We start from the raw sequence: 24,755 nt of genomic DNA, 5'->3' as shown, positions 1-24,755 counted from the left end.
GCTGTGTTCGCCGCACAATGCGTTGTGCTGGCTTTTTCTCCACTGCTGCTGCGATCTCTCCCAACTTCCACTGCGAGATTCCGGCCGCCGGCGCTGTTCGACTCACGCGCCGACGACCGAGCTCCTCCCTGTGACGGCGGCTCTCTGGCGGAGCCGCTTTTCGTCTGTCTGCCTTGTCCCTGCGATCAGACCACGGGGTGCATTACGCGACCTTCTTGTCGAAGAACTGTTCGTCTTCCGTCGAGCCATGCAGCGCGGTCGTCGATGCATCGCGTTCGACCGTTTGCGTCACAGCGTCGAAGTAGCCGGTGCCGACTTCGCGCTGGTGCTTGACCGCGGTGAAGCCCTTTTCGGCCGCGGCAAATTCAGCCTGCTGCATTTCGACGAAGGCGGTCATCTGGTTGCGGGCATAGCCGTGCGCGAGGTTGAACATCGAGTAGTTCAGCGCGTGGAAGCCGGCCAGTGTGATGAACTGGAACTTGTAGCCCATCGCGCCGAGTTCGCGCTGGAACTTGGCGATCGTCGCGTCGTCGAGGTTCTTCTTCCAGTTGAACGACGGCGAGCAGTTGTACGACAGCAGTTGATCCGGGTACTCCTTGTGGATCGCGTCGGCGAATTTCTTCGCGAACTCGAGGTCCGGCTTGCCGGTTTCGCACCAGATCATGTCGGCATACGGCGCGTAGGCGAGGCCACGCGAGATCGCCTGCTCGAGACCCGGCTTCGTACGGTAGAAACCTTCCACCGTGCGCTCGCCAGTCAGGAACGGCTTGTCGTTTTCGTCGATATCCGACGTGATCAGATCCGCGGCTTCCGCATCGGTACGCGCCAGCAGCACGGTCGGCGTGCCGGAGACGTCGGCGGCCAGACGCGCGGCCGTCAATTTGGCGATGTTTTCACGGGTCGGCACCAGCACCTTGCCGCCCATGTGGCCGCACTTTTTCACCGACGCGAGCTGATCTTCGAAGTGCACGCCGGCGGCGCCCGCTTCGATCATCGCCTTCATCAGTTCGAATGCGTTCAGCACGCCGCCGAAGCCGGCTTCCGCGTCCGCCACGATTGGCTGGAAGTAGTCCACGTAGCCTTCGTCGCCCGGATTCTTGCCTTCCGACCACTGGATCTGGTCAGCGCGCGTCAGCGTGTTGTTGATGCGCTTCACGACGAGCGGCACCGAGTTCGCCGGATACAGCGACTGGTCCGGGTACATTTCGCCGGCGACGTTCGCGTCTCCCGCCACCTGCCAGCCCGACAGATAGATCGCCTTCAGGCCGGCCTTGACCTGTTGCATCGCCTGATTGCCGGTCAGCGCGCCGAGCGAGTTGACGAACGGCTCGTTGTTCACGCTTTCCCACAGTTTTTCCGCACCGCGCTTGGCGAGCGTGTGCTCGACTTGCACCGAGCCGCGCAGGCGGATCACGTCTTCCGCCGTGTAGCTGCGCTTCACGCCTTTCCAGCGCGGATCGGTTTCCCATTGCTGTTGGAGTTGCTTGGCTTGTTCTTGACGGGACATGGTGTGCTCCTTGGTTGCCTGTATGGATGGGTGACTCTTTTCTTCATCGAAACGGTTGGCCGGTTGGGGCGTTTCGTTTCGTGAAGTCTTATATAAGAGTCTAGGCAAATCAATGGTCGCGCAATAGTCGCCGCGGAGCCTTTTCCGAATATTTGTTTGTCTTTAAAATCAAATAATTAAGTCGAACGTTTCGCATTAAGAAACGACTTTTTCCATCTTGCAATAGGCCGTCTTGTGCCTTGCAGCACGATTTTTTACGACGCAAAAAAATTTTCCACATCGTGAAATTTGGGGCGCGCCGCAGTACGGACGAAAAAAAACCGGCGCCTGAGCACCGGTTTCTTTCGACTGACGAACGGCGCGAGGCCATCCGGGTCTTTTTTCAAGCTGACTGCGCAGTACCGCCTGGGCGCTGCGACGGGCCGAAACCCTGAAGCAGAGTGCGCCCGGTTCAGTACTTAGCTGCCGCGACGCGCCGTACGCGGGCCGTCGCTGCGGCGTGCGCCGTAGCCGCCGTCGCGCGAACCGCCGTAGCCTTCACGCGAACCGCCGCCGAAGCCGCCTTCACGCGAGCCGCCGCCAGCCGACTTGCCGGCCCAGCCGCCGCCATTGCCGCTGCCGCTGCGCGAACCGCCGCCGTTACCGGCCGGCTTGCCCGAGCCGCTGCCAAAGCGACGGCCACCGCCGTTGCCACCGCCCGGACGGCCGCGGCCGCCAAAGCCAGGACGGCCGTTACCCGACGGAGCCGACTTGCGCGGCTCGAAGCCTTCGACGACATTGACCGGCAGCGGGGTGCGCACGAAGCGCTCGATGCGCTTCAGCGCGCCTTGTTCCGCGTGATGCACGAGGCTCACCGCGATACCCGAGCGGCCAGCGCGGCCGGTACGGCCGATACGGTGCACGTAGTCTTCAGCGAACTTCGGCAGATCGTAGTTGAACACGTGCGTAATGCCCGGGATGTCGATACCGCGAGCGGCGACGTCCGTTGCCACCAGCACGCGCACACGGCGCTCGCGCAGTGCGCGGATCGTGCGGTTACGCGCGCCTTGCGGCAGGTCGCCGTGCAGGGCGGCCGATTCGAAACCGGCGTCGGCCAGACGGCCGGCCAGCTGGTCGGCGTCCATCTTGGTTGCCGTGAAGACGATAGCCTGGTCGAGGCCTTCGTCGCGCAGCAGATGGTCGAGCAGACGATCCTTGTGATCGCGGTCGTCGACGTAATGGACGGTTTGCGCGATGTTGGTGCGCTGTTCCAGACGCTGAACGATCTCGATGCGTTCCGGATCCTTCAACAGGCGGCCGGTCAGCGAGCTGATCTTGCCGTCGAGCGTGGCCGAGAACAGCATGGTTTGACGCGAAGCCGGCGTAGCGGCAACGATCGTTTCGATGTCTTCGATGAAGCCCATGTCGAGCATGCGGTCAGCTTCGTCGAGCACGAGGATCTGCAGTTGCGACAGATCGATACGGCCGCGTTCCAGGTGGTCGATCAGACGGCCCGGCGTGGCAACCAGAATTTCCGGGTTCTTCGCGAGCAGCATCAATTGCTGGCCGTAAGCGACGCCGCCCAGAATGCTGACGGTGCGCAGGCGCTTCAGGTGCTTGCCGTACGTGGCAGCGGCGGTGGTGACCTGCATCGCGAGTTCGCGGGTCGGCGTCAGAACCAGCATGGTCGGACGGGCAACCGGTTGCGGACGGCGCGTGCGGGCGCCGTCGGCCGGACGCGGTTCACGCGGCTGGCTGGCTTGCGCCTTCTGCAGTTGCGAGAAACGCTCGATGGCGGGCAGCATGAACGCGGCGGTCTTGCCCGAACCAGTCGGGCTCGAGACCATCAGGTCGCGACCGGCGATACCGGCGGGGATGGCGCGTTGCTGAACCGGCGTGGGGTTCTGATAGCCAGCGGCGGTCAGCGCGGAGACGACATCCGCGGACAGACCGAGCGACGCGAACGACGGGCCGGCCGGCGCTGCGGCTTCTGCGGCGACGGCTTCCGGAGCGGCAGCAACGGCTGCGGCTTGTGCGGGTGCGTCGGCGAGACCGAGGGCTTGGTCGGCGATGGCGTTCAACGGGCTGCTGGGGGTATTGCTCGAAGTCATGAGAATCCTTGGTAAATCCTTGGTACACACGGAATTAAAACGTCGGCGCCAATCGGCATACCCAAGTCGTCGGATTCAGCGAGCAAAGAAGCAGCGAGCAAATCGAAAAACGGGGGCAGCTCGCGACAATGAAGGCGAGCTTTTCGTTAGAAGCTGTATCGGATGCGACATGCCAACACGGCGTGCCGCCAGCCTGGGACATGATCGCCCGTAGGGGGCTAGGCAGGAGGGGACAGGTTCTAAACTGGATTGGAGCTAAACGCTACGAGGCGCTGCGCCGCAAAGGCCGCTAGAGGAAAGCCGGGCAAAGCAGTGAAGCGCAGGCAGCATTGTATAGGGTTTTGCTGCACTGCGCCACTGTTAGGAGTTTTCCTGGTGGAAAAGTTTGTGCCGGGTGCTGGTCTGGCGGGCGGTCCGGTGGTCGGGCGGGCCGCCAATGGTCGCTTCACAGCTGCTTCAGGCCGCCTCGCCGCTCTTGAGCGCTTCGACCAGTTCGACGTATTGCTGCTTCGCGGCGTCCTGCGCCGTGCCCTTGAGCGCCGCCCACGCGTCGTACTTGTATTTGCCGACGATGTCGGTGAAGCCCGGCTTGTCGCCGTGAACGTCGCCGCGGGTAGCCTGCTTGTAGAGCGCGTAGAGGCGCAGCAGGGTGAGATTGCCCGGACGCTCCGGCAACTGCTGGACGTCTTCGTGGGCTTGGGTGAACTGGGTGTCGATGTCGGTCATTGTCATGTTGCCCGCCGGGCGGGATCGGGATTGAGATCGGCTGATGATCATAACAATTGCGTACCGCCGCGGGGCCGAGGGCTTATTCCAAACACCGGCCGGCAGACGGCCGCAACGCCGAAGCATGCCGCGCGCATGCCAAACCACATTTGCGTGCGCCGTGCCGATTACAATACGGTCCATGACTCAAACTGTGCTCCTCGCCCTCGATACCTCGACCGAATTCTGCTCGGTAGCGCTTCTGTCCGCTGCCGGCAGCGCGGTCGGCGCCACGCCTGAAGAGGCTCGCGCCGAACCGCGTCTCTGGGTGCGCCACGAGCAAACCGGTGCGGTGTCCAGCACGCGCCTTCTGCCCGCCATCCGCGAACTTTTCGACGAAGCCGGCCTGAAACTGGCGGACTGCGACGCCATCGCCTTCGGTTCCGGTCCCGGGTCGTTCACCGGCCTGCGTACCGCGACCGGCGTCGCTCAAGGCCTCGCGTTCGGCCTGAATCTGCCAGTCGTGCCGGTCAGCACGTTGCTCGCCTGTGCTGAGAGCGCCCGGCTGCGCGATCCGTCGGTGACACGCGTGCTCGCCGCGCTCGACGCCCGCATGGACGAAATCTATTGGGCCGACTACGCCTGGGACGACGCGCAAGGTGAATGGCGCACGCTGCAGGCGGCGTCGCTCGATGCACCGGACCGGCTCGTTTTACCCGATGCCCCTTTCACGCTGGCAGGCAACGCCGCCGCGGTGTTTGGCGCGCGGCTGCCGGCGCTAGCCGCGGCGAAGACCGTCGACCGCGAAGCGCTGCCGCACGCCGTGCCGCTCGCCCACGCTGCGCTGCGCGCATTGCGCGCCGGCCGTACGGTGCCCGCCGACCAGGCTGCGCCGGAATACGTACGCGACAAGGTCGCCCAGACCACCGCTGAGCGGGTTGCAGACAAAGCTGAAAAAGCCGCCAAGGCCGAGCAGGCCGCCAGACTCGCGCACGACGCAGCGCAAGGCGAGGGCCGGCAATGAGTGGCGTGTTGCTCGCGGACCGCTACATGTCGCCGATGACCGAAGGCGACCTGGACGAAGTCGCCGCCATCGAAAAAATCGCTTATGAGTTTCCATGGAGCCGGGGCAATTTCGGCGACTCGCTGCGCAACGGCTACTTCGGCGTTTGTCTGCGCCATGTCACGGGCACGCTGATCGGCTATTGCGTGCTGATGCCGGTCGTCGACGAAATGCATCTGCTCAATCTGTGCGTGACGCCCGCGGCGCAAGGCGCCGGCGCCGGGCTCGCGCTGCTGCGCGAAGCGGTGCGCATTACCCGCGCTGAAAAACTGGACGGCCTGCTGCTGGAAGTGCGGCCGTCGAATTATCGGGCGATCCACTTGTATGAACGCTTCGGCTTTGCTTCGATCGGCCGGCGCAAAAACTATTATCCGGCGCGGCATCGCAGCCGGGAGGACGCCATCGTGATGCGTTTCTCGTTTGCCACGGAGGGCGCAGATGGCGCTGCATGAATCGGTACTGGAAGAGTTCGGACTCGCGCCGCTGTGGGTGCGTCGCGGGATGGCGGTGGCGCAGGAGGTGGTTGAGCCGCAAGCGCAAGCCGCAGCCGAGGCCGCAGGCGTGGTTGGGCAGAGCGCCGGTGCGCTGGGCGGGCCGGATGCGCGTCGAGCAGAGACGCGCGGTGCGGCGCCGGGATTGCCACCCGTTGCTCGCGCTCAGCAAACCTCGCAGCCCGCGACGCGCGCGGCCGACGTACAACAAGTCAACGCCGCGCCAGCGCAAGGCGAACGCCGCACGCCTGGCCGTCCGGAGCAGGCATCGCCTGCGGCGGGGGCACGCGATCGGTTCGATGATCGCCAGCCGACGGCTGAGACGCGCGCAGGCGAGTCGCCGCGTTCCATGCAGAACGGCGAGCAAGCTGAACGTCATGGAGGGCCTGCACAAGACCCGACGCAAGGACGGACGCAGGCGCCGGTCGAGACACGCCAGCCGCAACCATCGCAGTCAACGCAAGCGCAGCAACCGCGCAGCCCCGAGCCGCTCACATTCGACGCGCCACCCGACGACGATTTCGCGTGGTTCGACGACCTGCCGACCCAAGCTCCCGCCGACGCACGCGACGAAGCCCCTGCAGCGCCGGCAATCCACACGCTAGACTGGGACGCGTTGAGCGAGCGCGTCGCCGCCTGCCGGCTTTGCCGTCTGTGCGAGAAACGCACGAACACGGTGTTCGGCGTCGGCGATCGCGGCGCCGACTGGATGCTGATCGGCGAAGCGCCAGGTGAGAACGAGGACCGTCTTGGCGAGCCGTTCGTCGGCCAGGCCGGCAAGCTGCTCGACAACATGCTGCGTTCGCTGACGCTCGCGCGCGACACGAACGTCTATATCGCGAACGTGATCAAGTGCCGGCCGCCCGGCAACCGAAATCCCGAGGCGGACGAAGTCGCACGTTGCGAGCCGTATCTGCAACGTCAGGTGGCGCTGGTCAAGCCGAAGCTGATCGTCGCGCTCGGCCGCTTCGCGGCGCAAAGTCTGCTGAAAACCGAGGCGAGCATTTCGTCGCTGCGCGGCCGCGTGCACGAATACGAGGGCGTGCCCGTGATCGTCACGTATCACCCGGCGTATCTGCTGCGCAGCCTGCCCGACAAGGCCAAAGCCTGGGCCGACCTGTGCCTTGCGCGCGACACGTGGCGGGCGGCGGGCGGCGCGCCGTCGAACGCGTCGAAGTGACGGCCGCCGAGGGGCCGGCGGCCGGTTCCGCTACCGTGCCCGGAATCGAAGCCGCAAGCCGCGATACGCTGCTCGACACCTTGCACGACTCCGCCGTGCGCGATCTCACGTGGTTGTTGCTGAGCGCCGATCTGTTGCGCCCGCAACCACCGGTGGGCACGCTGGCGAATCCCTTCGACACGCCGCAGGAAGCGCAGGCGACCATCGACTGGCTGCGCGCGCTCGACGCCGCGCCCGAACCCTTGCATCGCGAGCTTGCGGCGACGCGCATCACGCGCCTTGGCCGGTACGCCGAACGGCTGCTCGGCTGGTTCCTGCAACATGGACCAGCGGCGCGGCTGGTGGCTGCCGGCGTGCCCTTGCGGCGCGCTGGTGTCACGCTCGGCGAGTGCGATTTTCTGGTGCAGACGCGGCAGGGTGCGCGGCTGCATTGGGAGCTGGCCGTGAAGTGCTATCTGCATGCTGGCGCAGGGCATGCTCAGTCGTCCGCTCGGTTATCCGATTACGTCGGCCCGAATCTGAAAGACCGCTTCGACCTCAAGCTCGCGCATGTGCTGAATCACCAGTTGCCGTTGAGCGCGCGTGAGGAGTTCGCCTCGGTCGGCTACGCGGGTCCGTGGACGCCGCAGATGTTCATCAAAGGCTGGCTGTTTTACCGGCATGGCGAGACGCCGCTTGATCCTGTTGAGGTCGATCCGGCGCATGGCCGCGGGTGGTGGGTGACGCGCGGTGATTGGCAGGCGTTCGCGGCGGCGCAGGCGCAAAAGTGGCGAACATTGCCGCGGTTGGAATGGCTTGCGCCGCGGCGTTATACGCCTCTTGAGGTGCGGACCGCGGGCCTCGCTTTCGTCGATGCGCAAACGCTCGGCGGACAAACGTTGCATCAGCATGGACCGGCGATGGTCGCCGCGTTCGCTGAGGACAGCGCAGGCAACCTTGTAGAACGCTCGCGTGGCTTTATCGTGCCGGACGAATGGCCCGAGCTGGCGCAAAGCTACGCGCGGCAGTAGCGGCGGGTGAGCGGGAAAGCAGCGGAAAAACCAGGAGGCGCCAGAAAGACTGAGGCGCAGACCCGAGCAGCGCAGCCAGTCGGCTACGACGCACAAGCCCCGTCTCCAACGTCGATCAAAGTACGCAGTAGGGCCGTGCAACGCGGTGGGTCCGCTACAACGCGCGAGCACCTCACCGCTGTCGTTAAAAGTGCCGTAGAGCCGGGCAACGCCGCAGGTTCACAACCACGCGCGAGCGCCTCACTGCCATCGTTAAGAGTGCCGTAGAACTGGACAACGTCGCAGGTCCGCTACAACGCACAAGCGCCGCGCAACCATCAGCCAAGCCCCTAGACCGGGCGAACGCAGCCAGAGCACCACGGCACCCAGCCGCTTCTCACCACCACCGATAAAAATGATGCACCGGCCCGACGCCGCTGCCGACGTCGAGTCGATCGCTCGCCTGCAGCGCGCCGGTCAGATACTCCTTCGCGTCGGCGACGGCGCTCGCCAGATCGCCACGCTGCGGAATCAGCGCCGCAATCGCCGACGACAGCGTACAGCCCGTCCCATGCGTATTCTTCACCGGCACACGCGGGCCGCCGAGACGCAGCGTGCCGCTCTCCTGCACCAGCCAGTCCGGACTATCGGTGGCGCTCAGATGGCCACCCTTCATCAGCACCGCGCGTGCACCGAGCGCACGCAGCGCTTCGCCTTGCTCGACCATGCCGGCTTCATCGGTCGCGGCTTGCACGCCGAGCAATGCGGCCGCTTCCGGCAGATTGGGCGTGAGCAGATCGGCAAGCGGCAGCAATTCGTCGCGCACCGCCGCGACCGCGTCCGGCAGCAGCAACGCGTGGTTGCTTTTCGAAATCATCACCGTGTCGAGCACGATGTGCTTCGGTTTATGCCGGCGCAGCGCGTCGGCGACCGCGCGCGCGATCGGCGCGTTCGCCAGCATGCCGATCTTCACGGCGTCGATGCGGATGTCGTCGAACACCGCGTCGAGTTGCGCGGTGATGAAGCCGGGGTCCGGCGCGTGAATCGCGGTGACGCCACGCGTGTTCTGCGCGGTCAGCGCGGTGATCACGCTCGCGCCGTACGCGCCGAGCGCCGAGAAAGCCTTCAGATCGGCCTGAATGCCGGCGCCGCCGCCGGAATCGGAACCGGCGATCGTCAGCACATTGGGAATCGGTTGAGTCATGGCAAAGCGAGGAAGGAGGAAGGCGCGGGCCGCGACGTGAGCGGGCAGCCAGCGCGGATCAGTGCTTGACTTCGCCGATCAGCGCGACCGAATCGAACGCGCGCTGGTTGGCCTGGTGGCGCCGCATCACGAACCACATCATCACGCAGACGAAGGTGCCGAACAGCACGATCACCGCCGTGACCGGCACGTCGAGCCACACCAGCACGGCGTAGAGGCACAGCATCACGAGCACGGAGAGGTTTTCGTTGAAGTTCTGCACGGCGATGGAGTGACCCGCCGACAGCAGCACGTGCCCGCGATGCTGGAGCAGCGCGTTCATCGGCACGACGAAAAAGCCCGACAGGCCGCCGACGATCATCAGAAACACATACGCGACGATCAGATAGCCCGGCACATGCACGCGGCCGAAATAGAGACCCCAATGGGCAGGGAACAGGTCGCGCGTGTAGAACGCCATCAGCATCACGGCGATGCCCATCATGATGCCGACCGGCAACACCGACAGCGACTTTTTCAACGGTACGCGGGACGCCGCGAAGATCGCGCCGGCCGCCACGCCCACGGCCACCACCGCCTGCAGGATGGCTGCTTCGGAGAGCGACATGTTGAGCGACACCTCGGCCCATTTCAGCACGATGAATTGCAGCGTCGCGCCGGCGCCCCAGAACAGCGTGGTGACGGCGAGCGAAATCTGGCCGAGCTTGTCGCGCCATAGCACGAGGAAACAGTCGGCGAAATCGGTAACGAGTTTGATCGGGCCGCGTTCCTGTTTCGGATAGCGCGCGCCGGTGTCGGGAATGCGCAGATTGAACAGCGCGGCGATGATATAGATCGCCATGATGACCAGCATCGCCGCCTCGGCGGGCGTGTTGACCGAGGGAATGTGGTGCCGCAGGATCGGCGCCGCAATGTGCGGGCTGATGAGCGCACCGCCGAGCACGGTGCCGAGAATGATCGAGCCGACGGTCGTGCCTTCGATCCAGCCGTTCGCGGCGACCAGCCGGTCAGGCGGCAGCAGTTCGGTGAGAATGCCGTACTTGGCCGGCGAGTAGGCCGCCGCGCCAAAGCCGACGATCCCATACGCGAGCAGCGGATGCGCGCCGACCAGCATCGTGATGCAACCGACGACCTTGATGGTATTGGTGATGAACATCACGCGTCCTTTCGGACGGGAGTCGGCGAAGGCGCCCACGAAGGCGGCGAGAACGACGTACGACAGCACAAAGAACAACTTGAGCAGCGGCGTCATCCAGTTCGGGGCGTGAAGATCTTTCAGCAGTGCGATAGCAGCGATCAGAAGCGCATTGTCGGCCAGCGACGAAAAAAACTGCGCGGCCATGATGGTGTAAAAACCTTTTTTCATCTGATGCGATGCTGTCCTCGCTGCGGTCTGTCCGCCCCGGCCGCTGGTTGAGCGTCCGGGCTTATGCCGTTCGAAATGGGTTGTGCGCACGGCTTTATATCATGAAAATAGATGGATTCGGACTAGCAGAATCCTTGATCGCACCGCCCAGTGGGCTGCCGAGCGTTGAAAACGCCCTGTAAGCCGCTGATTCGCAAGCGTCTTTACGAAAATATCCCATGCCGCGCCCCCTCTCAGCCACGATTCATACCTCCGCTCTCGCCAATAATCTCGCCGTTGCCCGGCGCTACGCGCCGAAATCCAAAATCTGGGCCGTCGTCAAGGCAAACGCCTACGGGCACGGCCTTGCGCGCGTTTTTCCCGGCCTGCGCGCAACCGACGGCTTTGGGTTGCTGGACCTCGAAGAAGCCGTGAAGTTGCGTGAATTGGGCTGGGCCGGCCCGATTCTTTTGCTCGAAGGCTTCTTTCGTCCGACCGATATCGACGTGATCGACCGCTACAGCCTGACCACCGCGCTGCATTCGGACGAACAGTTGCGCATGCTCGAAATGGCGCGCCTGTCCAAGCCGGTCAACATCCAGTTGAAGATGAACACCGGCATGAATCGCCTCGGTTACACGCCGGAGAAATTCCGCGCCGCGTGGGAGCGGGCGCGCGCCTGCCAGGGCGTCGGCCAGATCACATTGATGACCCATTTCTCGGACGCCGACGGCGATCGCGGCGTCGACTATCAGATGCAAGCGTTCGAGCGCGGCGCGCAAGGCATTGCCGGCGCGCGCAGCCTCGCCAATTCGGCCGCCACGCTGTGGCATCCCGCTACGCACTTCGATTGGGTGCGTCCGGGCATCATCATGTACGGCGCGTCGCCGTCCGGCGTGACAGCCGCGATCGAAGGCACGGGCCTGCAACCGGCCATGACGCTCGCTTCGGAACTGATCGCCGTGCAAATGCTCAACGAAGGCCATACGGTCGGCTACGGCTCGTCGTTCAAGGCGCGCGGTTCGATGCGCATCGGCGTGGTGGCGTGCGGCTACGCGGACGGCTATCCGCGCGTCGCGCCGGAGGGCACGCCGGTGATCGTCGACGGCGTGCGCACGCGGGTCGTCGGGCGCGTCTCGATGGACATGCTCACCGTCGACCTGACGCCGGTGCCGACCGCCAACGTCGGCTCGCGCGTCGAGCTATGGGGTACCTCGCTGCCGATCGACGACGTCGCGCAGGCGTGCGGCACCATCGGCTATGAGCTGATGTGCGCCGTGGCGCCGCGTGTGCCGGTACGGGCGGAATAACGCGTGGCTAAACCGAAGACGTTGTACATCTGCAGTGAATGCGGCGGGCAATCGCCGAAATGGGCCGGCCAGTGCCCGTCATGCAATGCGTGGAACACGCTGGTCGAGTCGGTGGCGGAAGCGCCGTCCACGCACCGCTTCCAGTCGCTCGCGAAGAGCGCGCCGGTGCGCCGGCTCGCCGATATCGACGCGTCCGATGTGCCGCGCTTTTCCACCGGCGTGAGCGAGTTCGACCGCGTGCTCGGTGGCGGTCTGGTGCCGGGCGGCGTGGTGCTGATCGGCGGCGATCCGGGCATCGGCAAATCGACGCTGCTGCTGCAATCGCTCGCGGAGATCGCCGCCGACAAACGCGCGCTCTATATCAGCGGCGAGGAATCGGCCGCGCAGATTGCGTTGCGCGCGCAACGGCTTTCGTTGCTGGAGCCGGGCTCGAAGGCGAGCGAGCTGCAACTGCTCGCCGAAATCCAGCTCGAAAAAATTCAGGCGACGATCGCCGATCAGCGGCCCGATGTCGCGGTGATCGACTCGATCCAGACGGTCTATTCCGATGCGCTGACTTCCGCGCCGGGCTCGGTCGCCCAGGTGCGCGAGTGCGCGGCGCAACTCACGCGGATCGCCAAGCAGTCGGGCACCACCATCATCATGGTCGGCCACGTGACCAAGGAAGGCGCGCTCGCCGGGCCGCGCGTGCTCGAGCACATCGTCGACACGGTGTTGTACTTCGAGGGCGACACGCATTCCTCGTATCGGCTGGTGCGCGCGATCAAGAACCGCTTCGGCGCGGTCAACGAGCTCGGCGTGTTCGCCATGACCGAGCGCGGCTTGCGCGGCGTGGCCAATCCGTCGGCGCTGTTTCTGTCGCAACACGAGCAGTCGGTGCCGGGTTCCTGCGTGCTGGTGACGCAGGAGGGCACACGCCCGCTGCTGGTCGAAGTGCAGGCCCTCGTGGATGCCGCCAACGCGCCGAATCCGCGGCGCCTTGCGGTCGGCCTGGAACAGAACCGGCTCGCGATGCTGCTGGCGGTGCTGCACCGGCATGCCGGTATCGCGTGTTTCGATCAGGACGTGTTTCTGAACGCCGTGGGCGGCGTGAAGATTACCGAGCCCGCGGCCGACCTGGCCGTGCTGCTCGCGATTCATTCGTCCATGCGTAACAAGCCGTTGCCCAAGGGGCTGGTGGTGTTCGGGGAAGTGGGTCTCGCCGGCGAGATCCGGCCGTCGCCGCGCGGTCAGGAGCGTCTGAAGGAAGCCGCCAAACTGGGCTTTTCGGTCGCGGTCATTCCCAAGGCCAATGCGCCGAAGCAGCCGATAGAAGGCTTACAGGTCGTTGCGGTCGAGCGGATCGAACAGGCGATCGACCGGGTCCGCACGCTCGAATAGACGGGGGTTCGGGCGTCCTGGGGCGCCCGACGTTCCGTAATGCCCGGTAAATATCTCCATATTGGCTGTAACCTACCCGACATTCCTTTTTCCTAAGCTGCAAGGGTATGCATCCCTTCTGATGCCCGAAAAAGGATCGCGCCTTGAAACAGTCATATGAAACCGTAGCCGAGCAGCCGATCCAGGTGCGCGGCTGCCGCGTCTCCGCGCCTATTCGCCAGCCTTGGGGCGGCGCTTGCCGGATCGTCGAATGGATCGACACGGCAGGGCAGATTTCGCGGCGGGTGGTGGCCGAAGACGCCACGGCCGCCGAAGTTCGCGCGACGATCAATCGTCATGTGGAAGGCCGCAAGCACGTGCTGTACGACGACGAAAAGACGCCGCGTCAGACGTTGCCGCGGCAAACTGCTGCGCGGCGCTGAGGTTTGTGCGGGCGGGGCGGGCTGGCCCGGAGTGTGTCGCGTGGTTATTTTCCTGCGCTGGCGGCTCGCCGCTAGCCTTTGCTTCTTACGCCTTTAGCCCTCGTGGCTTCTGAGCCTTTTCTCGCCGCACAGAGCTAAAAGGCGGCGCACCAGGTGTCATTTCACCGCCGGCCGGCTGGGCCCCGCCAAGGCGCTGCTTCTCCTACGCCCTACCTGATCAGGCTCCCTTCATCGTGTTCACCGCTTGCGCTCGCCGCATCGTAAGCCTGCGGATTGAACAGCGGATGCCGCGCGGCTTCGGCAGCCGTGAGCACCGGCGAGACACAGCAGTCGAGCGACTCCAGCAGCAAAACCCATTCTTCCAACGGACGCTTGCCGATCACGTCGGCTAGTTCCTGGGTGAGCGCGGTGGCGTCCGGACCGCCGATCGCCTGGCCGAGACTCCAGTGGCGCGTGGCCCATTCGGGCCGGTCGAGCGCCATGCAGAGCGTTTCCCAGAATTTCAGTTCGAGCGCGCCGATCGCGAGCCAGCGGTTATCGAGCGTGCGGTACAGGTTGTAGCAAGGCACACCGCCGTTCAGCAGACCGGCGCCGACGGCAGGCGCCGCGCCTTCGTTAGCGAGCGCGACCTGCGCCACGACGTTGTGCGCGTAGGTGGCATGCGTCATGGAGACATCGACGAAGCGGCCTTGGCCGCCGCGCGACACATGCCATAGTGCCGCGAGAATCTGCGTGACCGCACTCAAGGCGCCGCCGAGCAGGTCGGCAATCTGGAAATTCGGCAGGATCGGCGCGCCGTCACGGCCCGCCAGTTGATCGAGCACGCCCGCGTAGCCGATGTAGTTCAGATCGTGTCCGGCATGGTCGACGAACGGGCCGCTCGCGCCGTATCCACTGATCGCGCAGAACACCAGCCGCGGATTGAGCGTGCGCAGCGTTTCGTAGCCGAGGCCCAGCCGCTCCATCACGCCTGGCCGGAAACTCTCGATCAGCACGTCCGCTTCCGCCGCGAGCGCGCACAGCACGTTGCGTCCCGCTTCGGATTTGAGGTCGAGGCGCGTTTCGCGCTTGCCGCGATTCACCAGCCGGTAAAACGCGCCGGGCCGCCCGGCCACGCGATCGCTCGAGGACTGCATCATCGTGCGGGTGGGATCGCCGGCGCCGGGCGCTTCGATCTTCAGCACGTCGGCGCCGAGTTCGGCAAGGCGCAGGGCGGCGACCGGTCCCGGCAGCAGGCGCGTCAGGTCGAGCACACGCAGCCCTTGCAGCGCGGGCGGCGCGGAGACAGCCGACGCGGCGGCCGAAACCGTGGCCGATGAATCAGGCGTTGAGACGGATGATGTCGCGGATGACAAAGCCAACCTCCCGTCGATGCCGGCGTGGACCTGAAACTGCGTGCCGCTAGCCGATTTGTTCGAGTTCCTCATGAGTCTCGAGCCATTCGGCTTCGAGCGTTTCGAGGCGCGCGTTCACATCTGCCTGACGGCGGATCGCCTCCGTCAGTTTGCTTTTCTGCTCGGGCTCGTAACTCGCCGGGTCGACGACAAAAGCATCGAGCGTCGCCTTCTCCGTGTTGAGCGCGTCCATTTCCTTTTCGATCTTCGTGATCCGGCTTTGCAGCGGTTTTTTCAGGTGCGCAAGCTTTTGACGCGTTTCCGCCTCGAGGCGCCGCTGTTCCTTGCGGTTCACGCCATTGTCCACGCCGCTGTCGCCGCCATTGCCGCCGCTCGATGCCGCGTTCGCTTTGAGCGCCGCGCGTTGCTCGGCCGCATGTTGAAGCAGCCAGTCCCGATAGTCGTCGAGGTCACCGTCGAATTCCTGCAGGCGATGTTTCGCGACCAGCATGAATTGATCCGTGGTGGCGCGCAGCAAGTGCCGGTCGTGCGACACCAGAATCAGCGTGCCTTCGAACTGCGCGAGCGCCATGGTCAGGGCGTGACGCGTTTCGAGATCCAGGTGATTGGTCGGTTCGTCGAGCAGCAGCAGATTCGGCTTTTGCCAGATGATCAGCGCGAGCGCGAGGCGGGCTTTTTCACCGCCCGAGAAGGGCGCGATCTTCGAGGTCGCCATCTCGCCGGAAAAATTGAAGCTGCCGAGGAAGTCGCGCAATTCCTGCTCGCGCGTGTCCGGTGCGAGACGCGCGAGGTGCTGCAACGGGGTGTCGTCGGGGCGCAGCGTTTCGAGCTGATGCTGCGCGAAGTAGCCGATGCGCAGCCCTTTGCCTTCGCGCACGTGGCCGCCGAGCGCCTCGAGCGTGCCGGCGAGCGTCTTGATCAGCGTGGATTTGCCCTGGCCGTTGGCGCCGAGCAGCCCGATGCGCTGACCGTTCTGGATCGACAGCATGACGTGATCGACGATCGGAATCTCGACGGCGGAGTCGCTCTCGCTCCGATAGCCGCAACGCACGCCTTCCATCACCATCATCGGGTTCGGCGCCGAATCGGGCGTGCGGAATTCGAACGTGAACGGCGAGGACGCGTGCGCCGGCGCGATCAGCTCCATCTTTTCCAACGCCTTGACGCGGCTCTGCGCCTGGCGCGCCTTGGTGGCCTGCGCCTTGAAGCGGTTGATGTAGCTCTGCAAATGCTCGACCGTGCGCTGCTGCTTTTCGTACGCGCTTTGCTGCAACGCGATCTGTTGTGCGCGCAGCACTTCGAATTGCGAGTAGTTGCCGCCGTAGCGCTTGATCTGCTGCTGTTCCAGATGCAGCGTGACGTTGCAGACCGAATCGAGGAATTCGCGGTCGTGCGAGATCACGATCAGTGTGCCCGGATAACGGGCCAGCCAGTCTTCCAGCCAGACGATCGCGTCGAGATCCAGGTGGTTCGTCGGTTCGTCGAGCAGCAGCAGGTCGGAGCGGCACATCAGCGCCTGCGCGAGGTTCAGGCGCATGCGCCAGCCGCCGGAAAAGCTGCTGACCGGCTCGCGCGTCTGTTCCAGCGTGAAGCCGAGGCCAAGCAGCAGGGCTTCGGCGCGCGCGGGCGCGGTGTAGCCGTCGGCGTCGGCGAACGCGGCATGCGCTTCGCCTTCGGCCGCGCCGTCGTGCGCGGCGGAGGCGGCGGCAATCGCCGCTTCGATCGCGCGCAAAGCGGCGTCGCCGTCCAGCGTGTAGGCGAGGGCAGTCTTGTCCGCGGCGGGCGTTTCCTGCGCGACGTGGGCGATCTGCCAGTTCGGCGGGATCGAAAAATCGCCGCCGTCAGCATGCAGCTCGCCGAGCAGCACGGCGAACAGCGTCGACTTGCCCGCGCCGTTCGCCCCCACCAGGCCGGCCTTTTCGCCGGGGTTGAGGGTGAACGTGGTGTTGTCGAAGAGCGGCTTGGTGCCGCGCGCGAGGCTGAACTGGTTAAAGCGGATCACGAAAAGGCCGGCTGAAGAAAACCGCTATTTTAGACTGCCGGGCCCGACACCGGGCGCTCAACCGGGATCGGCCATTCGGCCGACTGTACCGGCGAAGCTTTTGGCATAGACTGACGGCTTTCACGGGGGGAACACATGACATCGATTTATTCGTTTGCAGCACGTACGTTGGGCGGCGAGGAAGTGAGCCTCGGGCAGTACGACGGCAAGGTTCTGCTGATCGTCAACACGGCGAGCGAATGCGGGTTCACGCCGCAGTACGCGGGCTTGCAAAAGCTGTACGACACCTATGCGGCACGCGGGCTCGCGGTGCTCGGATTTCCCTGCAACCAGTTTGGCAAGCAGGAGCCGGGCGACGCCGAGCAGATCGGCAGTTTCTGTGAAAAGAACTACGGCGTGACCTTTCCGATGTTCGACAAGGTCGACGTGAACGGTGCGAACGCGCATCCGCTGTTCCGCTATCTGACGGGCGAGGCGCCGGGCCTGCTGGGGCTGGAAGCGATCAAGTGGAATTTCACCAAGTTCCTGATCGGCCGCGACGGCAACGTGGTGAAGCGCTATGCGCCGCTGACGAAGCCCGAGGCGATTACCGAAGATATCGAAAAGCTGCTGTAAGCCGGCGGCCGCTACAGGATCGGCGAAAAGAGACGCGCCACGTGCATCAGCACGCGTTTCAAAGCGGTGGCTTTGCGGTACTCATTGCGGTCGATTTCACGCGACTCGGCGAAGTCGGCCAGCAGCATCGTTTCGACCTCTTTGGCGAAGCCGCGATCCACGGTCAGCACCATGATCTCGAAGTTCAGCCGGAACGAGCGGTTGTCGAGATTGGCGCTGCCGATCGCCGCGGCCGCGCTGTCGATCAGCACGACCTTCTGATGCAGAAAGCCCGGCTGGTAGCGGAAGATCCGGATTCCCGCGCGTAGCGAGTCGTACGCGTACAGTTTCGAGGCGGCGAACACTACGAGGTGATCGCGCCGGCTCGGAATCAGAATGCGCACGTCCACACCGCGCAGCGCCGCGAGCCGCAAGGCCGAGAATACCGCCTCGTCGGGGATCAGGTAGGGCGAGGTGATCCAGACTCGCTCGCGCGCCGCGTTGATCGCTTCGACGAAAAAGAGCGAGCAGGTCTCCTGCTTGTCCGCCGGACCGCTCGGCACGACGAGGCAGTGCATGCCTTGGCCCGCCGCGGGGTCGGCGACCGGAGCGGGCGGCATGTCGAACTCGGGCAACTGCTGCGTGGCCCAGTGCCAGTCTTCCGTGAATACGAACTGGATACTGGCGACCGCCGGGCCGCGCACCTCGATATGCGTATCGCGCCACGGCGAGAGCGGCGGCTTGCCGCCGAGATATTCCACGCCCACGTTGTGTCCGCCGACAAACGCGCGTTCGCCATCCACCGAAACGATCTTGCGGTGATTGCGGAAGTTCAGTTGCAGACGGTTGACGAAGCGGCGATTGGTGGCGAACGGATGCGTCTCCACGCCGCCCGCGCGCAGCGCCGCCACATAGCGATGCGGCAGATCGAAACTGCCGATGCTGTCGTACAGGAAATAGACGCGCACGCCTTGTTGCGCTTTCGCGATCAGCGCGTCTTTGAGCATCTCGCCGAGCGCGTCGTCGCGCACGATGAAGAACTGCACGATCACGTAGCGGCGCGCGTTCTCGATCGCTTCGAAGATGGCCTCGAAGGTCGCCGCGCCGTTCACCAGCGTGCGTACCGAGTTGCCGGGCAGAAACGGCATGCCGCCGAGGCGCGTGAGCGAATGCACGAGCCTGCCGCCGAGCTCCAGCGTGGGCAGGCCCGCCGACGACGCTCGCGTGTCCCATTCCGGCGGATGCGCGCGCGTGCGCAGCAGTTCGTTTTCGACGCGGCGTGCGTCCGCGTAGCCGGCAAACTTGCTACGGCCGAGGAACAGATACGGCACCAGCGTCAGATAAGGCATCGCGACCAGCGACACGGCCCACGCGATCGCACCTTGCGAAGTGCGCGTGTTGAGAATCGCGTGGCATGCCGCGGCCACGCCGAGAATGTGGCAGAGAGCGACCAGCGTGCCGATGTGAAGCAGGTCGAATTGCATAGGCAGGGTTGGGTTGGCGAAGCGCTGCCTCGGCCGGCTCGATAAGCGCCGGGCAGCTGACCGCGCCCATCTTACCGAACGTGCGTGCGTTGGGGGTGGGGAATGGTCAAGCCGCAGTCAAGCTTCGGGGGCGCGTGCGCGAATGCGGTGTGGTCGACATGGGCAGAACATTTTTGCTTTTGCCTGGTCGTAAGCGCGCGAGTCGGGCGTCGGATGTTGGAAAAGACTTGGGCTCGAAGCGAGCGCTCGTGAAAGCGGCTTCATTTGGACGCGCGACGCGCAGAGATTGGGCGCAAAGCGAGCGCCCGGTAAAGCGGCTTTGCTGAGGCGCACTGCGCACAGCAGGTCAAGCCCGCCATGCGCACCGCATCCCGAAGAAGCGATAAAACTCAAACCGGCAAATCGGCCGCCTGGATCAGGAACACGTTATCGTCGCCGGCACTGGTGGACAGCCAGACCAGATCGAGCCCGCCGAACGCCGCTTCCACGTTCGCGCGCTCATTGCCGATCTCGACGACCAGCACGCCTTCGTCGGTCAGCCAGTTGCGCGCTTCGGCGATGATCCGCCGCACGATGTCCATGCCGTCGACGCCACCCGCCAGCGCCATGTCCGGCTCGTGCTTGTATTCGGCCGGCAGATCCTGCATCGACGCCGCGTTCACGTACGGCGGGTTGCTGATGATCACGTCGTAGCGGCGCTCGGCGAGCGGCGCGTACAGATCGCCTTCGAACAGCGCGACGCGGTCGTCGAGCTTGTAGTCCGTGACGTTGCGCGCGGCGACTTCCAGCGCGGGCGCCGACAGATCCACCGCGTCGATATCCGCGTTCTGGAACGCATGCGCGGCGAGAATCGCGAGGCAGCCGGAGCCGGTGCACAACTCCAGCACGGCGCTCACCTGCTCGGGATCTTCCACGTAGGGCTGCAAACCGTCCTGCAGCAATTCGCCGATGAACGAACGCGGCACGATCACGCGCTCGTCCACGTGGAAGCGGAAGCCGTGCATCCAGGCTTCCTGCGTGATGTAGGCGGCCGGCACGCGCTCGGTGGCGCGGCGCTCGATCACGTTCAGCACGGCGTCGATTTCAGCCGCGGTCAAACGCGCGTCGAGAAACGGGTCCAGCAGATCGAGCGGCAGATGCAGCGTGTGCAGGACCAGATAGACGGCTTCGTCGTAGGCATTGGCCGAGCCGTGGCCGAACGACAGATCGGCCTGGTTGAAGCGCGAGACCGCGAAACGCAGCAGGTCGCGAACGGTGGAAAACGGGAGCGTCATCGCAAATAGTCCTTGGGTCACGCAATCAGTTGTTCGAGCACGCGGCGATACACGTTCTTCAGCGGCTCGATGTGTGCGACTTCGATATGTTCGTCGATCTTGTGGATGCTGGCGTTCAGCGGGCCGAATTCGATCACCTGCTTGCAGATGCGCGCGATGAAGCGGCCGTCCGAGGTGCCGCCGGTGGTCGACAGTTCGGTGGTGACACCGGTTTCGTCCTTGATCGCCTTGGCGAGCGCGTTCGACAGATCGCCGCGCGGCGTGAGGAACGGCAAGCCGCTCACGGTCCATTGCAGATCGTAGTCCAGATCGTGCTTGTCGAGTATCGCGTGCACGCGGGCCTGCAGCCCTTCCACGGTGCTCGCCGTCGAGAAGCGGAAGTTGAACATGACGTCAGCATGGCCCGGAATCACGTTGGTCGCGCCGGTGCCGCTGTGAACGTTCGACACCTGCCACGTGGTGGGCGGGAAGTATTCGTTGCCGTCGTCCCAGCGTTCGGCGACCAGTTCGGCCAGTGCGGGCGCGAGCAGATGCACCGGATTCTTCGCCAGATGCGGATAGGCGATATGGCCTTGCACGCCCTTGACGATCAGCTTGCCCGACATCGAACCGCGCCGGCCGTTCTTCACCATGTCGCCGAATTGCGCGCTCGAAGTCGGTTCGCCGACGACGCAGTAGTCCATGCGCTCGCCGCGCGCCTGCAAGGCCTCGACGACCTTGACGGTGCCGTCGGTGGCGGGGCCTTCTTCGTCGCTCGTGATCAGGAAGGCGATCGAGCCGCGGTGTGCCGGGTGTGCGGCGACGAACTCCTCGCTCGCCACCACGAAGCCCGCGATCGACGCTTTCATGTCCGCCGCGCCGCGGCCATACAGCTTGCCGTCGCGATGGGTCGGCTCGAACGGCGCCGAGTGCCATTGTTCGAGCGGGCCGGTCGGCACCACGTCGGTATGGCCGGCGAACGCGAGCAGCTTGCCCGCGGTGCCGTCGACGCCGCGTTTAACGGCCCACAGGTTGGTCACGCCGTTCGATTCGATGGTCTCGTGCTCGAAGCCGAGCGCGGACAGGCGCTCGATCAGGAGGCGCTGGCAATGCTGGTCGTCGGGCGTGACGGACGCACGCGCGATCAGTTGTTCGGTAAGGGCGAGGGTGCCGGACATGGATTCGATACAGCCACTTTGGAATGAAAAAATGCCGGCTGGCGGTTGAACACCGCAGCCGGCAACAGCTTTTGAGCCACGCGGCCGAGGCCGCGTTTTACTACGTACCGCGACTACGTGTTGCGCTCAGTTGCGCGAAATCACGCTTCAGGCCAGGCGCGCAGGCTCACGCGAACAGCGCGGTGTAGTCGTCCGCCGAAAAGCCGAGCGACTTGACGCGCCCGTTGACCACCAGCACAGGCCGCTTGATCACCGACGGCTTGTGGATCATCAACGCGATCGCGCCCGACTGCGTGTCCGCGGCCGCCTTCATGTCGTCGGACAGGGCGCGCCACGTGGTGCCGCGCCGGTTCAGCAACGCGTCGAGCTTCACGTCTTTCAGCCAGTCCTGCACGAGCGGTTCGGTCACGCCGTGTTTCTTGAAGTCGTGGAACTCGAACTCGACACCGTGCTCCTCCAGCCACACGCGGGCTTTCTTCACGGTATCGCAGTTCGGGATGCCGTAGACGACGGTTTTCGTGCCGCGCGCCATCAGTCGCCTCGCAGCAGCTCGTTCAAGCCGACCTTCGCGCGCGTCTTGGCGTCGACCTTCTTGACGATCACGGCGCAGTAGAGGCTGTGCGAGCCGTCTTTCGACGGCAGGTTGCCCGCCACCACCACCGAGCCCGCCGGAATGCGGCCATACGTGACTTCGCCGGTTTCGCGGTCGTAAATCTTGGTGCTCTGGCCGAGGTACACGCCCATCGAGATCACCGAGTTTTCTTCGACGATCACGCCTTCCACCACTTCCGAACGCGCTCCGATAAAGCAGTTGTCTTCGATGATCACCGGGTTCGCCTGCAGCGGCTCGAGCACGCCGCCGATGCCCACGCCACCCGACAGGTGCACGTTCTTGCCGATCTGCGCGCACGAACCGACGGTGGCCCACGTGTCGACCATCGTGCCTTCGTCCACGTAGGCGCCGATGTTCGTGTACGACGGCATCAGCACGACGTTCTTCGCGATGAACGAGCCGCGGCGCGCGATGGCGGGCGGCACCACGCGGAAGCCGCCGGCGGCGAAGTCTTCAGCGGTGTAGTTGGCGAACTTCGACGGCACCTTGTCGTAGAACTGCGAGTAGCCACCGGCCGGCATCGGCGCGTTGTCTTCCAGGCGGAACGACAGCAGCACGGCTTTCTTCAGCCACTGATTGACGACCCAGTCGCCGTCCTTCTTCTCCGCGACGCGCAGCAGGCCCTTGTCCAGTTGCTCGATAGCGTGGGCGACGGCTTCGCGCACGTCGGCCGGAGCGGCCTTCGGCGACAGTTCGGCGCGGTTTTCCCAGGCGGTGTCAATGATCTGCTGAAGTTGTTGCGACATATGCGTGCTTTATCGAAGAGTTGAAGTCTGAAGAAGGGGATGCGGTGCGCGGGGTCGCAAAGTGAAAACTCAACCCGCCAGCGCGCGGCAAAAATCGACGATCCGCTGCGCGCCCTGCGTGCATTCGTCGACGTCGGCGACGAGCGCCATGCGCACGAAATTGCGGCCGGGGTTCACGCCATGCGCAGTGCGCGCGAGGAACGAGCCCGGCAGAACCGTCACATTATAGTCGGCGTAGAGGCGCTGGGCGAACTCGGTGTCCGTGAGACCCGTGCGCGAGACGTCCGCCCATAGGTAGAACGCGGCGTCCGGCAGGCGCACGTCGAGCACCTCGGCGAGCATCGGCGTCACGGTGGAAAACTTCTGCACGTACTTTGCGCGGTTCTCGCGCACGTGCGTCTCGTCATTCCAGGCCACGATGCTGGCACTCTGGAACACCGTCGACAAGGCCGCGCCGTGGTATGTCCGGTATAGCAGGAAGTCCTTGAGGATCGCCGCATCACCCGCGACGAAGCCCGAGCGCATGCCTGGCACGTTCGAGCGTTTGGACAGGCTCGACAGCATGACGAGCCGCTCGAAACCGCGGCCGAGCCGGTGGGCCGCTTCCAGGCCGCCGAGCGGCGGGTTGGCTTCGTCGAAATAGATTTCGGAGTAGCACTCGTCCGAGGCGATCACGAAGCCGTAGCGGTCCGACAGCGCGAACAGTTCGCGCCAGTCGTCGAGCGTGAGCACCGCGCCGGTCGGATTGCCGGGCGAGCACACATACAGCAGCTGCGTGCGCGCCCAGATGTCGGCCGGCACCGCCGAGTAGTCGCAGGCGAAGTTGCGTGCCGGATCGCTATTCACGAAGTACGGCTGCGCGCCGGCCAGAATCGCCGCGCCTTCGTAGATTTGGTAGAACGGGTTCGGACAGAGTACGATCGCAGGCTCGCCGTCAGCGTTCTTTTTCGGGTCGAGCACGGTCTGGGCGAGCGCGAACAGCGCCTCGCGCGAACCCGACACCGGCAGCACCTGGGTGGCCGGATCGACCGGCGGCAGGTTGTAGCGCCGCGTGACCCACTTTGCGATCGACTCGCGCAGCGCCGGCGACCCGATCGTGGCCGGATATGAAGACAAACCGCCGAGCGAGGCCACCACCGCGTCGCGGATCAGCGCGGGCGTGGGGTGTTTCGGCTCGCCGATGCCGAAGCTGATATGCGCGAGGCCGGCGGTCGGCGTGAGCTCCGCGAAAAGCGCGCGCAGCTTTTCGAACGGGTAGGGCTGAAGGGAGTCGAGTAGCGGATTCACTGGGCGGATCGAGCCTGATCGAAGAGGGGCACAGACGGATGCGGAAGAAGCGGGGCACGCGCGCCGGCGGTCAAGCGCACAAGGTGCGCGAAACACACGGCAGAGCGGCAAGCGGATGATTATAGCGTGGTGCGCATGGCGTGGCGGACGTAGCGTGACGCAGCCGCTCACGGGCAGAACTGGCGCCGGCGGCGCGCACAGGCGATTCACGGCCGCGCCGTAAAGGTAAGTGGAACAGTTAAGCAGTCGAACAGGTAAAAGACATCGCGTCGTTGAGCAACGGCGCAACCCGCCAGGCGGCGCAGGCAATGCGCTGCAGCGGGAACGACGCGAACCGCCGACGGTTCGCGCAAAAAAAGAAGCAGGAGCAGCAATGTACGCAGCAGTCTTGGAGACAACCGGACACAACAGGCGCAGGAGCGCCGCGGTCCTCGGTCGGAACGCCCGCAGCGCCTTTGCGAGTAGAGCGGCAGTGCGCGGCCGGCACACCACTGGCGCCTATGCAAGGAAAGTCGCGCTCGTCGGCCTGAACGCCACCAGCGCCTGCGCAAAGAGCA

21 protein-coding genes are annotated in these 24,755 nt (G+C 64.9%); 8 read left to right on the top strand and 13 right to left on the bottom strand.

The genetic code is table 11. From position 1 onward, the window contains the following. Positions 1–202 precede the first annotated feature (202 nt). The 3 genes from aceA to ACQKRQ_RS17225 form a co-directional block, all read right to left on the bottom strand. Positions 203–1,507 carry an isocitrate lyase gene (aceA, locus tag ACQKRQ_RS17235; protein WP_132373901.1) on the bottom strand — a complete coding sequence of 435 codons (1,305 nt, stop codon included), beginning with the start codon at positions 1,505–1,507 and terminating at the stop codon, positions 203–205. Between the two features lie 458 nt (positions 1,508–1,965). Continuing rightward, on the bottom strand, positions 1,966–3,597 hold the full coding sequence (locus ACQKRQ_RS17230) for a DEAD/DEAH box helicase (protein ID WP_132373902.1): 1,632 nt from the start codon (positions 3,595–3,597) through the stop codon (positions 1,966–1,968). A gap of 456 nt (positions 3,598–4,053) precedes the next feature. Next, positions 4,054–4,323, bottom strand: coding sequence for an acyl-CoA-binding protein (locus ACQKRQ_RS17225; protein ID WP_132376843.1), 270 nt, complete (start codon positions 4,321–4,323; stop codon positions 4,054–4,056). A gap of 181 nt (positions 4,324–4,504) precedes the next feature. On the opposite strand from ACQKRQ_RS17225, the gene tsaB reads away from it, so the two are divergent. From tsaB to ACQKRQ_RS17205, 4 genes are read left to right on the top strand one after another with little or no spacing between them, the layout of a single operon-like run. After that, positions 4,505–5,326 carry a tRNA (adenosine(37)-N6)-threonylcarbamoyltransferase complex dimerization subunit type 1 TsaB gene (tsaB, locus tag ACQKRQ_RS17220; protein WP_427478408.1) on the top strand — a complete coding sequence of 274 codons (822 nt, stop codon included), beginning with the start codon at positions 4,505–4,507 and terminating at the stop codon, positions 5,324–5,326. Continuing rightward, positions 5,323–5,817 carry a ribosomal protein S18-alanine N-acetyltransferase gene (gene rimI, locus ACQKRQ_RS17215; RefSeq protein ID WP_132373904.1) on the top strand — a complete coding sequence of 165 codons (495 nt, stop codon included), beginning with the start codon at positions 5,323–5,325 and terminating at the stop codon, positions 5,815–5,817. Before tsaB ends, rimI begins: the two co-directional genes overlap by 4 nt. Next, positions 5,804–7,036: a uracil-DNA glycosylase family protein gene (locus ACQKRQ_RS17210; RefSeq protein ID WP_427478405.1), complete on the top strand. Its 1,233-nt coding sequence runs from the start codon at positions 5,804–5,806 to the stop codon at positions 7,034–7,036. Before rimI ends, ACQKRQ_RS17210 begins: the two co-directional genes overlap by 14 nt. Further along, positions 7,033–8,046: a DUF1853 family protein gene (locus tag ACQKRQ_RS17205; RefSeq protein ID WP_427478403.1), complete on the top strand. Its 1,014-nt coding sequence runs from the start codon at positions 7,033–7,035 to the stop codon at positions 8,044–8,046. Before ACQKRQ_RS17210 ends, ACQKRQ_RS17205 begins: the two co-directional genes overlap by 4 nt. Positions 8,047–8,422: 376 nt before the next feature. Here the strand turns inward: ACQKRQ_RS17205 and thiD are convergent, their stop codons facing one another. Both thiD and lplT read right to left on the bottom strand, forming a co-directional pair. Then, entirely contained in the window at positions 8,423–9,229 is an 807-nt protein-coding gene (thiD, locus tag ACQKRQ_RS17200) for a bifunctional hydroxymethylpyrimidine kinase/phosphomethylpyrimidine kinase (protein ID WP_427478401.1), read from the bottom strand. Between the two features lie 58 nt (positions 9,230–9,287). After that, the gene (lplT, locus tag ACQKRQ_RS17195; RefSeq protein ID WP_132373908.1) at positions 9,288–10,595 is read right to left on the bottom strand and encodes a lysophospholipid transporter LplT; all 1,308 of its coding nucleotides are present in this window, start codon (positions 10,593–10,595) and stop codon (positions 9,288–9,290) included. Positions 10,596–10,813: 218 nt separating this feature from the next. Here lplT and alr point away from each other — a divergent pair, with 218 nt between their 5' ends. The 3 genes from alr to ACQKRQ_RS17180 all read left to right on the top strand — a co-directional run bounded on the left by alr (position 10,814) and on the right by ACQKRQ_RS17180 (position 13,686). After that, positions 10,814–11,884, top strand: a complete 1,071-nt coding sequence (gene alr / locus ACQKRQ_RS17190) for an alanine racemase (RefSeq protein WP_408175930.1) — start codon at positions 10,814–10,816, stop codon at positions 11,882–11,884. Between the two features lie 3 nt (positions 11,885–11,887). Beyond that, positions 11,888–13,264 (top strand): DNA repair protein RadA, encoded by a 1,377-nt coding sequence (gene radA, locus ACQKRQ_RS17185; protein ID WP_132373910.1) that lies wholly within the window; start codon positions 11,888–11,890, stop codon positions 13,262–13,264. Positions 13,265–13,407: 143 nt separating this feature from the next. Beyond that, the gene (locus ACQKRQ_RS17180; RefSeq protein ID WP_408175933.1) at positions 13,408–13,686 is read left to right on the top strand and encodes a DUF2866 domain-containing protein; all 279 of its coding nucleotides are present in this window, start codon (positions 13,408–13,410) and stop codon (positions 13,684–13,686) included. A gap of 209 nt (positions 13,687–13,895) precedes the next feature. On the opposite strand, the gene ACQKRQ_RS17175 is transcribed toward ACQKRQ_RS17180, so the two are convergent. Then, positions 13,896–14,954, bottom strand: coding sequence for a CaiB/BaiF CoA transferase family protein (locus ACQKRQ_RS17175; protein ID WP_427479242.1), 1,059 nt, complete (start codon positions 14,952–14,954; stop codon positions 13,896–13,898). Between the two features lie 133 nt (positions 14,955–15,087). Further along, positions 15,088–17,043: an ATP-binding cassette domain-containing protein gene (locus ACQKRQ_RS17170; RefSeq protein ID WP_427478397.1), complete on the bottom strand. Its 1,956-nt coding sequence runs from the start codon at positions 17,041–17,043 to the stop codon at positions 15,088–15,090. A gap of 135 nt (positions 17,044–17,178) precedes the next feature. Between ACQKRQ_RS17170 and ACQKRQ_RS17165 the strand changes: the two genes are divergently transcribed. Beyond that, positions 17,179–17,658 (top strand): glutathione peroxidase, encoded by a 480-nt coding sequence (locus tag ACQKRQ_RS17165; RefSeq protein WP_132373913.1) that lies wholly within the window; start codon positions 17,179–17,181, stop codon positions 17,656–17,658. Between the two features lie 11 nt (positions 17,659–17,669). Here the strand turns inward: ACQKRQ_RS17165 and cls are convergent, their stop codons facing one another. The 6 genes from cls to dapC form a co-directional block, all read right to left on the bottom strand. Next, on the bottom strand, positions 17,670–19,121 hold the full coding sequence (gene cls, locus ACQKRQ_RS17160; RefSeq protein WP_132373914.1) for a cardiolipin synthase: 1,452 nt from the start codon (positions 19,119–19,121) through the stop codon (positions 17,670–17,672). A gap of 389 nt (positions 19,122–19,510) precedes the next feature. Beyond that, a complete protein-coding gene (gene prmB, locus ACQKRQ_RS17155; RefSeq protein ID WP_132373915.1) occupies positions 19,511–20,395 on the bottom strand; it encodes a 50S ribosomal protein L3 N(5)-glutamine methyltransferase in 885 nt (294 codons plus the stop codon). Positions 20,396–20,412: 17 nt separating this feature from the next. Next, positions 20,413–21,552, bottom strand: coding sequence for a succinyl-diaminopimelate desuccinylase (gene dapE, locus ACQKRQ_RS17150; RefSeq protein WP_427478395.1), 1,140 nt, complete (start codon positions 21,550–21,552; stop codon positions 20,413–20,415). A gap of 166 nt (positions 21,553–21,718) precedes the next feature. Continuing rightward, the gene (locus ACQKRQ_RS17145) at positions 21,719–22,084 is read right to left on the bottom strand and encodes an ArsC family reductase (RefSeq protein WP_132373917.1); all 366 of its coding nucleotides are present in this window, start codon (positions 22,082–22,084) and stop codon (positions 21,719–21,721) included. Continuing rightward, entirely contained in the window at positions 22,084–22,911 is an 828-nt protein-coding gene (gene dapD / locus ACQKRQ_RS17140; protein WP_042323096.1) for a 2,3,4,5-tetrahydropyridine-2,6-dicarboxylate N-succinyltransferase, read from the bottom strand. Before dapD ends, ACQKRQ_RS17145 begins: the two co-directional genes overlap by 1 nt. A 69-nt stretch (positions 22,912–22,980) precedes the next feature. Continuing rightward, positions 22,981–24,198: a succinyldiaminopimelate transaminase gene (gene dapC, locus ACQKRQ_RS17135; RefSeq protein WP_427478392.1), complete on the bottom strand. Its 1,218-nt coding sequence runs from the start codon at positions 24,196–24,198 to the stop codon at positions 22,981–22,983. Positions 24,199–24,755: the final 557 nt, after the last annotated feature.

Source organism: Paraburkholderia sp. NPDC080076 (assembly GCF_050281145.1).
Classification (GTDB): domain Bacteria; phylum Pseudomonadota; class Gammaproteobacteria; order Burkholderiales; family Burkholderiaceae; genus Paraburkholderia.
Note: the sequence above shows the minus strand (reverse complement) of the source record. Positions and strands in the feature narration are given on the sequence as shown.

Bases quoted from the DNA above. Each gene is read 5' to 3' on its own strand.
- dapD (WP_042323096.1), bottom strand. From the start codon at position 22,911: ATGTCGCAACAACTTCAGCAGATCATTGACACCGCCTGGGAAAACCGC.
- alr (WP_408175930.1), top strand. From the start codon at position 10,814: ATGCCGCGCCCCCTCTCAGCCACGATTCATACCTCCGCTCTCGCCAAT.
- lplT (WP_132373908.1), bottom strand. From the start codon at position 10,595: ATGAAAAAAGGTTTTTACACCATCATGGCCGCGCAGTTTTTTTCGTCG.
- ACQKRQ_RS17225 (WP_132376843.1), bottom strand. From the start codon at position 4,323: ATGACCGACATCGACACCCAGTTCACCCAAGCCCACGAAGACGTCCAG.
- ACQKRQ_RS17210 (WP_427478405.1), top strand. From the start codon at position 5,804: ATGGCGCTGCATGAATCGGTACTGGAAGAGTTCGGACTCGCGCCGCTG.
- rimI (WP_132373904.1), top strand. From the start codon at position 5,323: ATGAGTGGCGTGTTGCTCGCGGACCGCTACATGTCGCCGATGACCGAA.
- thiD (WP_427478401.1), bottom strand. From the start codon at position 9,229: ATGACTCAACCGATTCCCAATGTGCTGACGATCGCCGGTTCCGATTCC.
- cls (WP_132373914.1), bottom strand. From the start codon at position 19,121: ATGCAATTCGACCTGCTTCACATCGGCACGCTGGTCGCTCTCTGCCAC.
- prmB (WP_132373915.1), bottom strand. From the start codon at position 20,395: ATGACGCTCCCGTTTTCCACCGTTCGCGACCTGCTGCGTTTCGCGGTC.
- tsaB (WP_427478408.1), top strand. From the start codon at position 4,505: ATGACTCAAACTGTGCTCCTCGCCCTCGATACCTCGACCGAATTCTGC.
- aceA (WP_132373901.1), bottom strand. From the start codon at position 1,507: ATGTCCCGTCAAGAACAAGCCAAGCAACTCCAACAGCAATGGGAAACC.
- ACQKRQ_RS17165 (WP_132373913.1), top strand. From the start codon at position 17,179: ATGACATCGATTTATTCGTTTGCAGCACGTACGTTGGGCGGCGAGGAA.
- dapE (WP_427478395.1), bottom strand. From the start codon at position 21,552: ATGTCCGGCACCCTCGCCCTTACCGAACAACTGATCGCGCGTGCGTCC.
- ACQKRQ_RS17145 (WP_132373917.1), bottom strand. From the start codon at position 22,084: ATGGCGCGCGGCACGAAAACCGTCGTCTACGGCATCCCGAACTGCGAT.
- ACQKRQ_RS17230 (WP_132373902.1), bottom strand. From the start codon at position 3,597: ATGACTTCGAGCAATACCCCCAGCAGCCCGTTGAACGCCATCGCCGAC.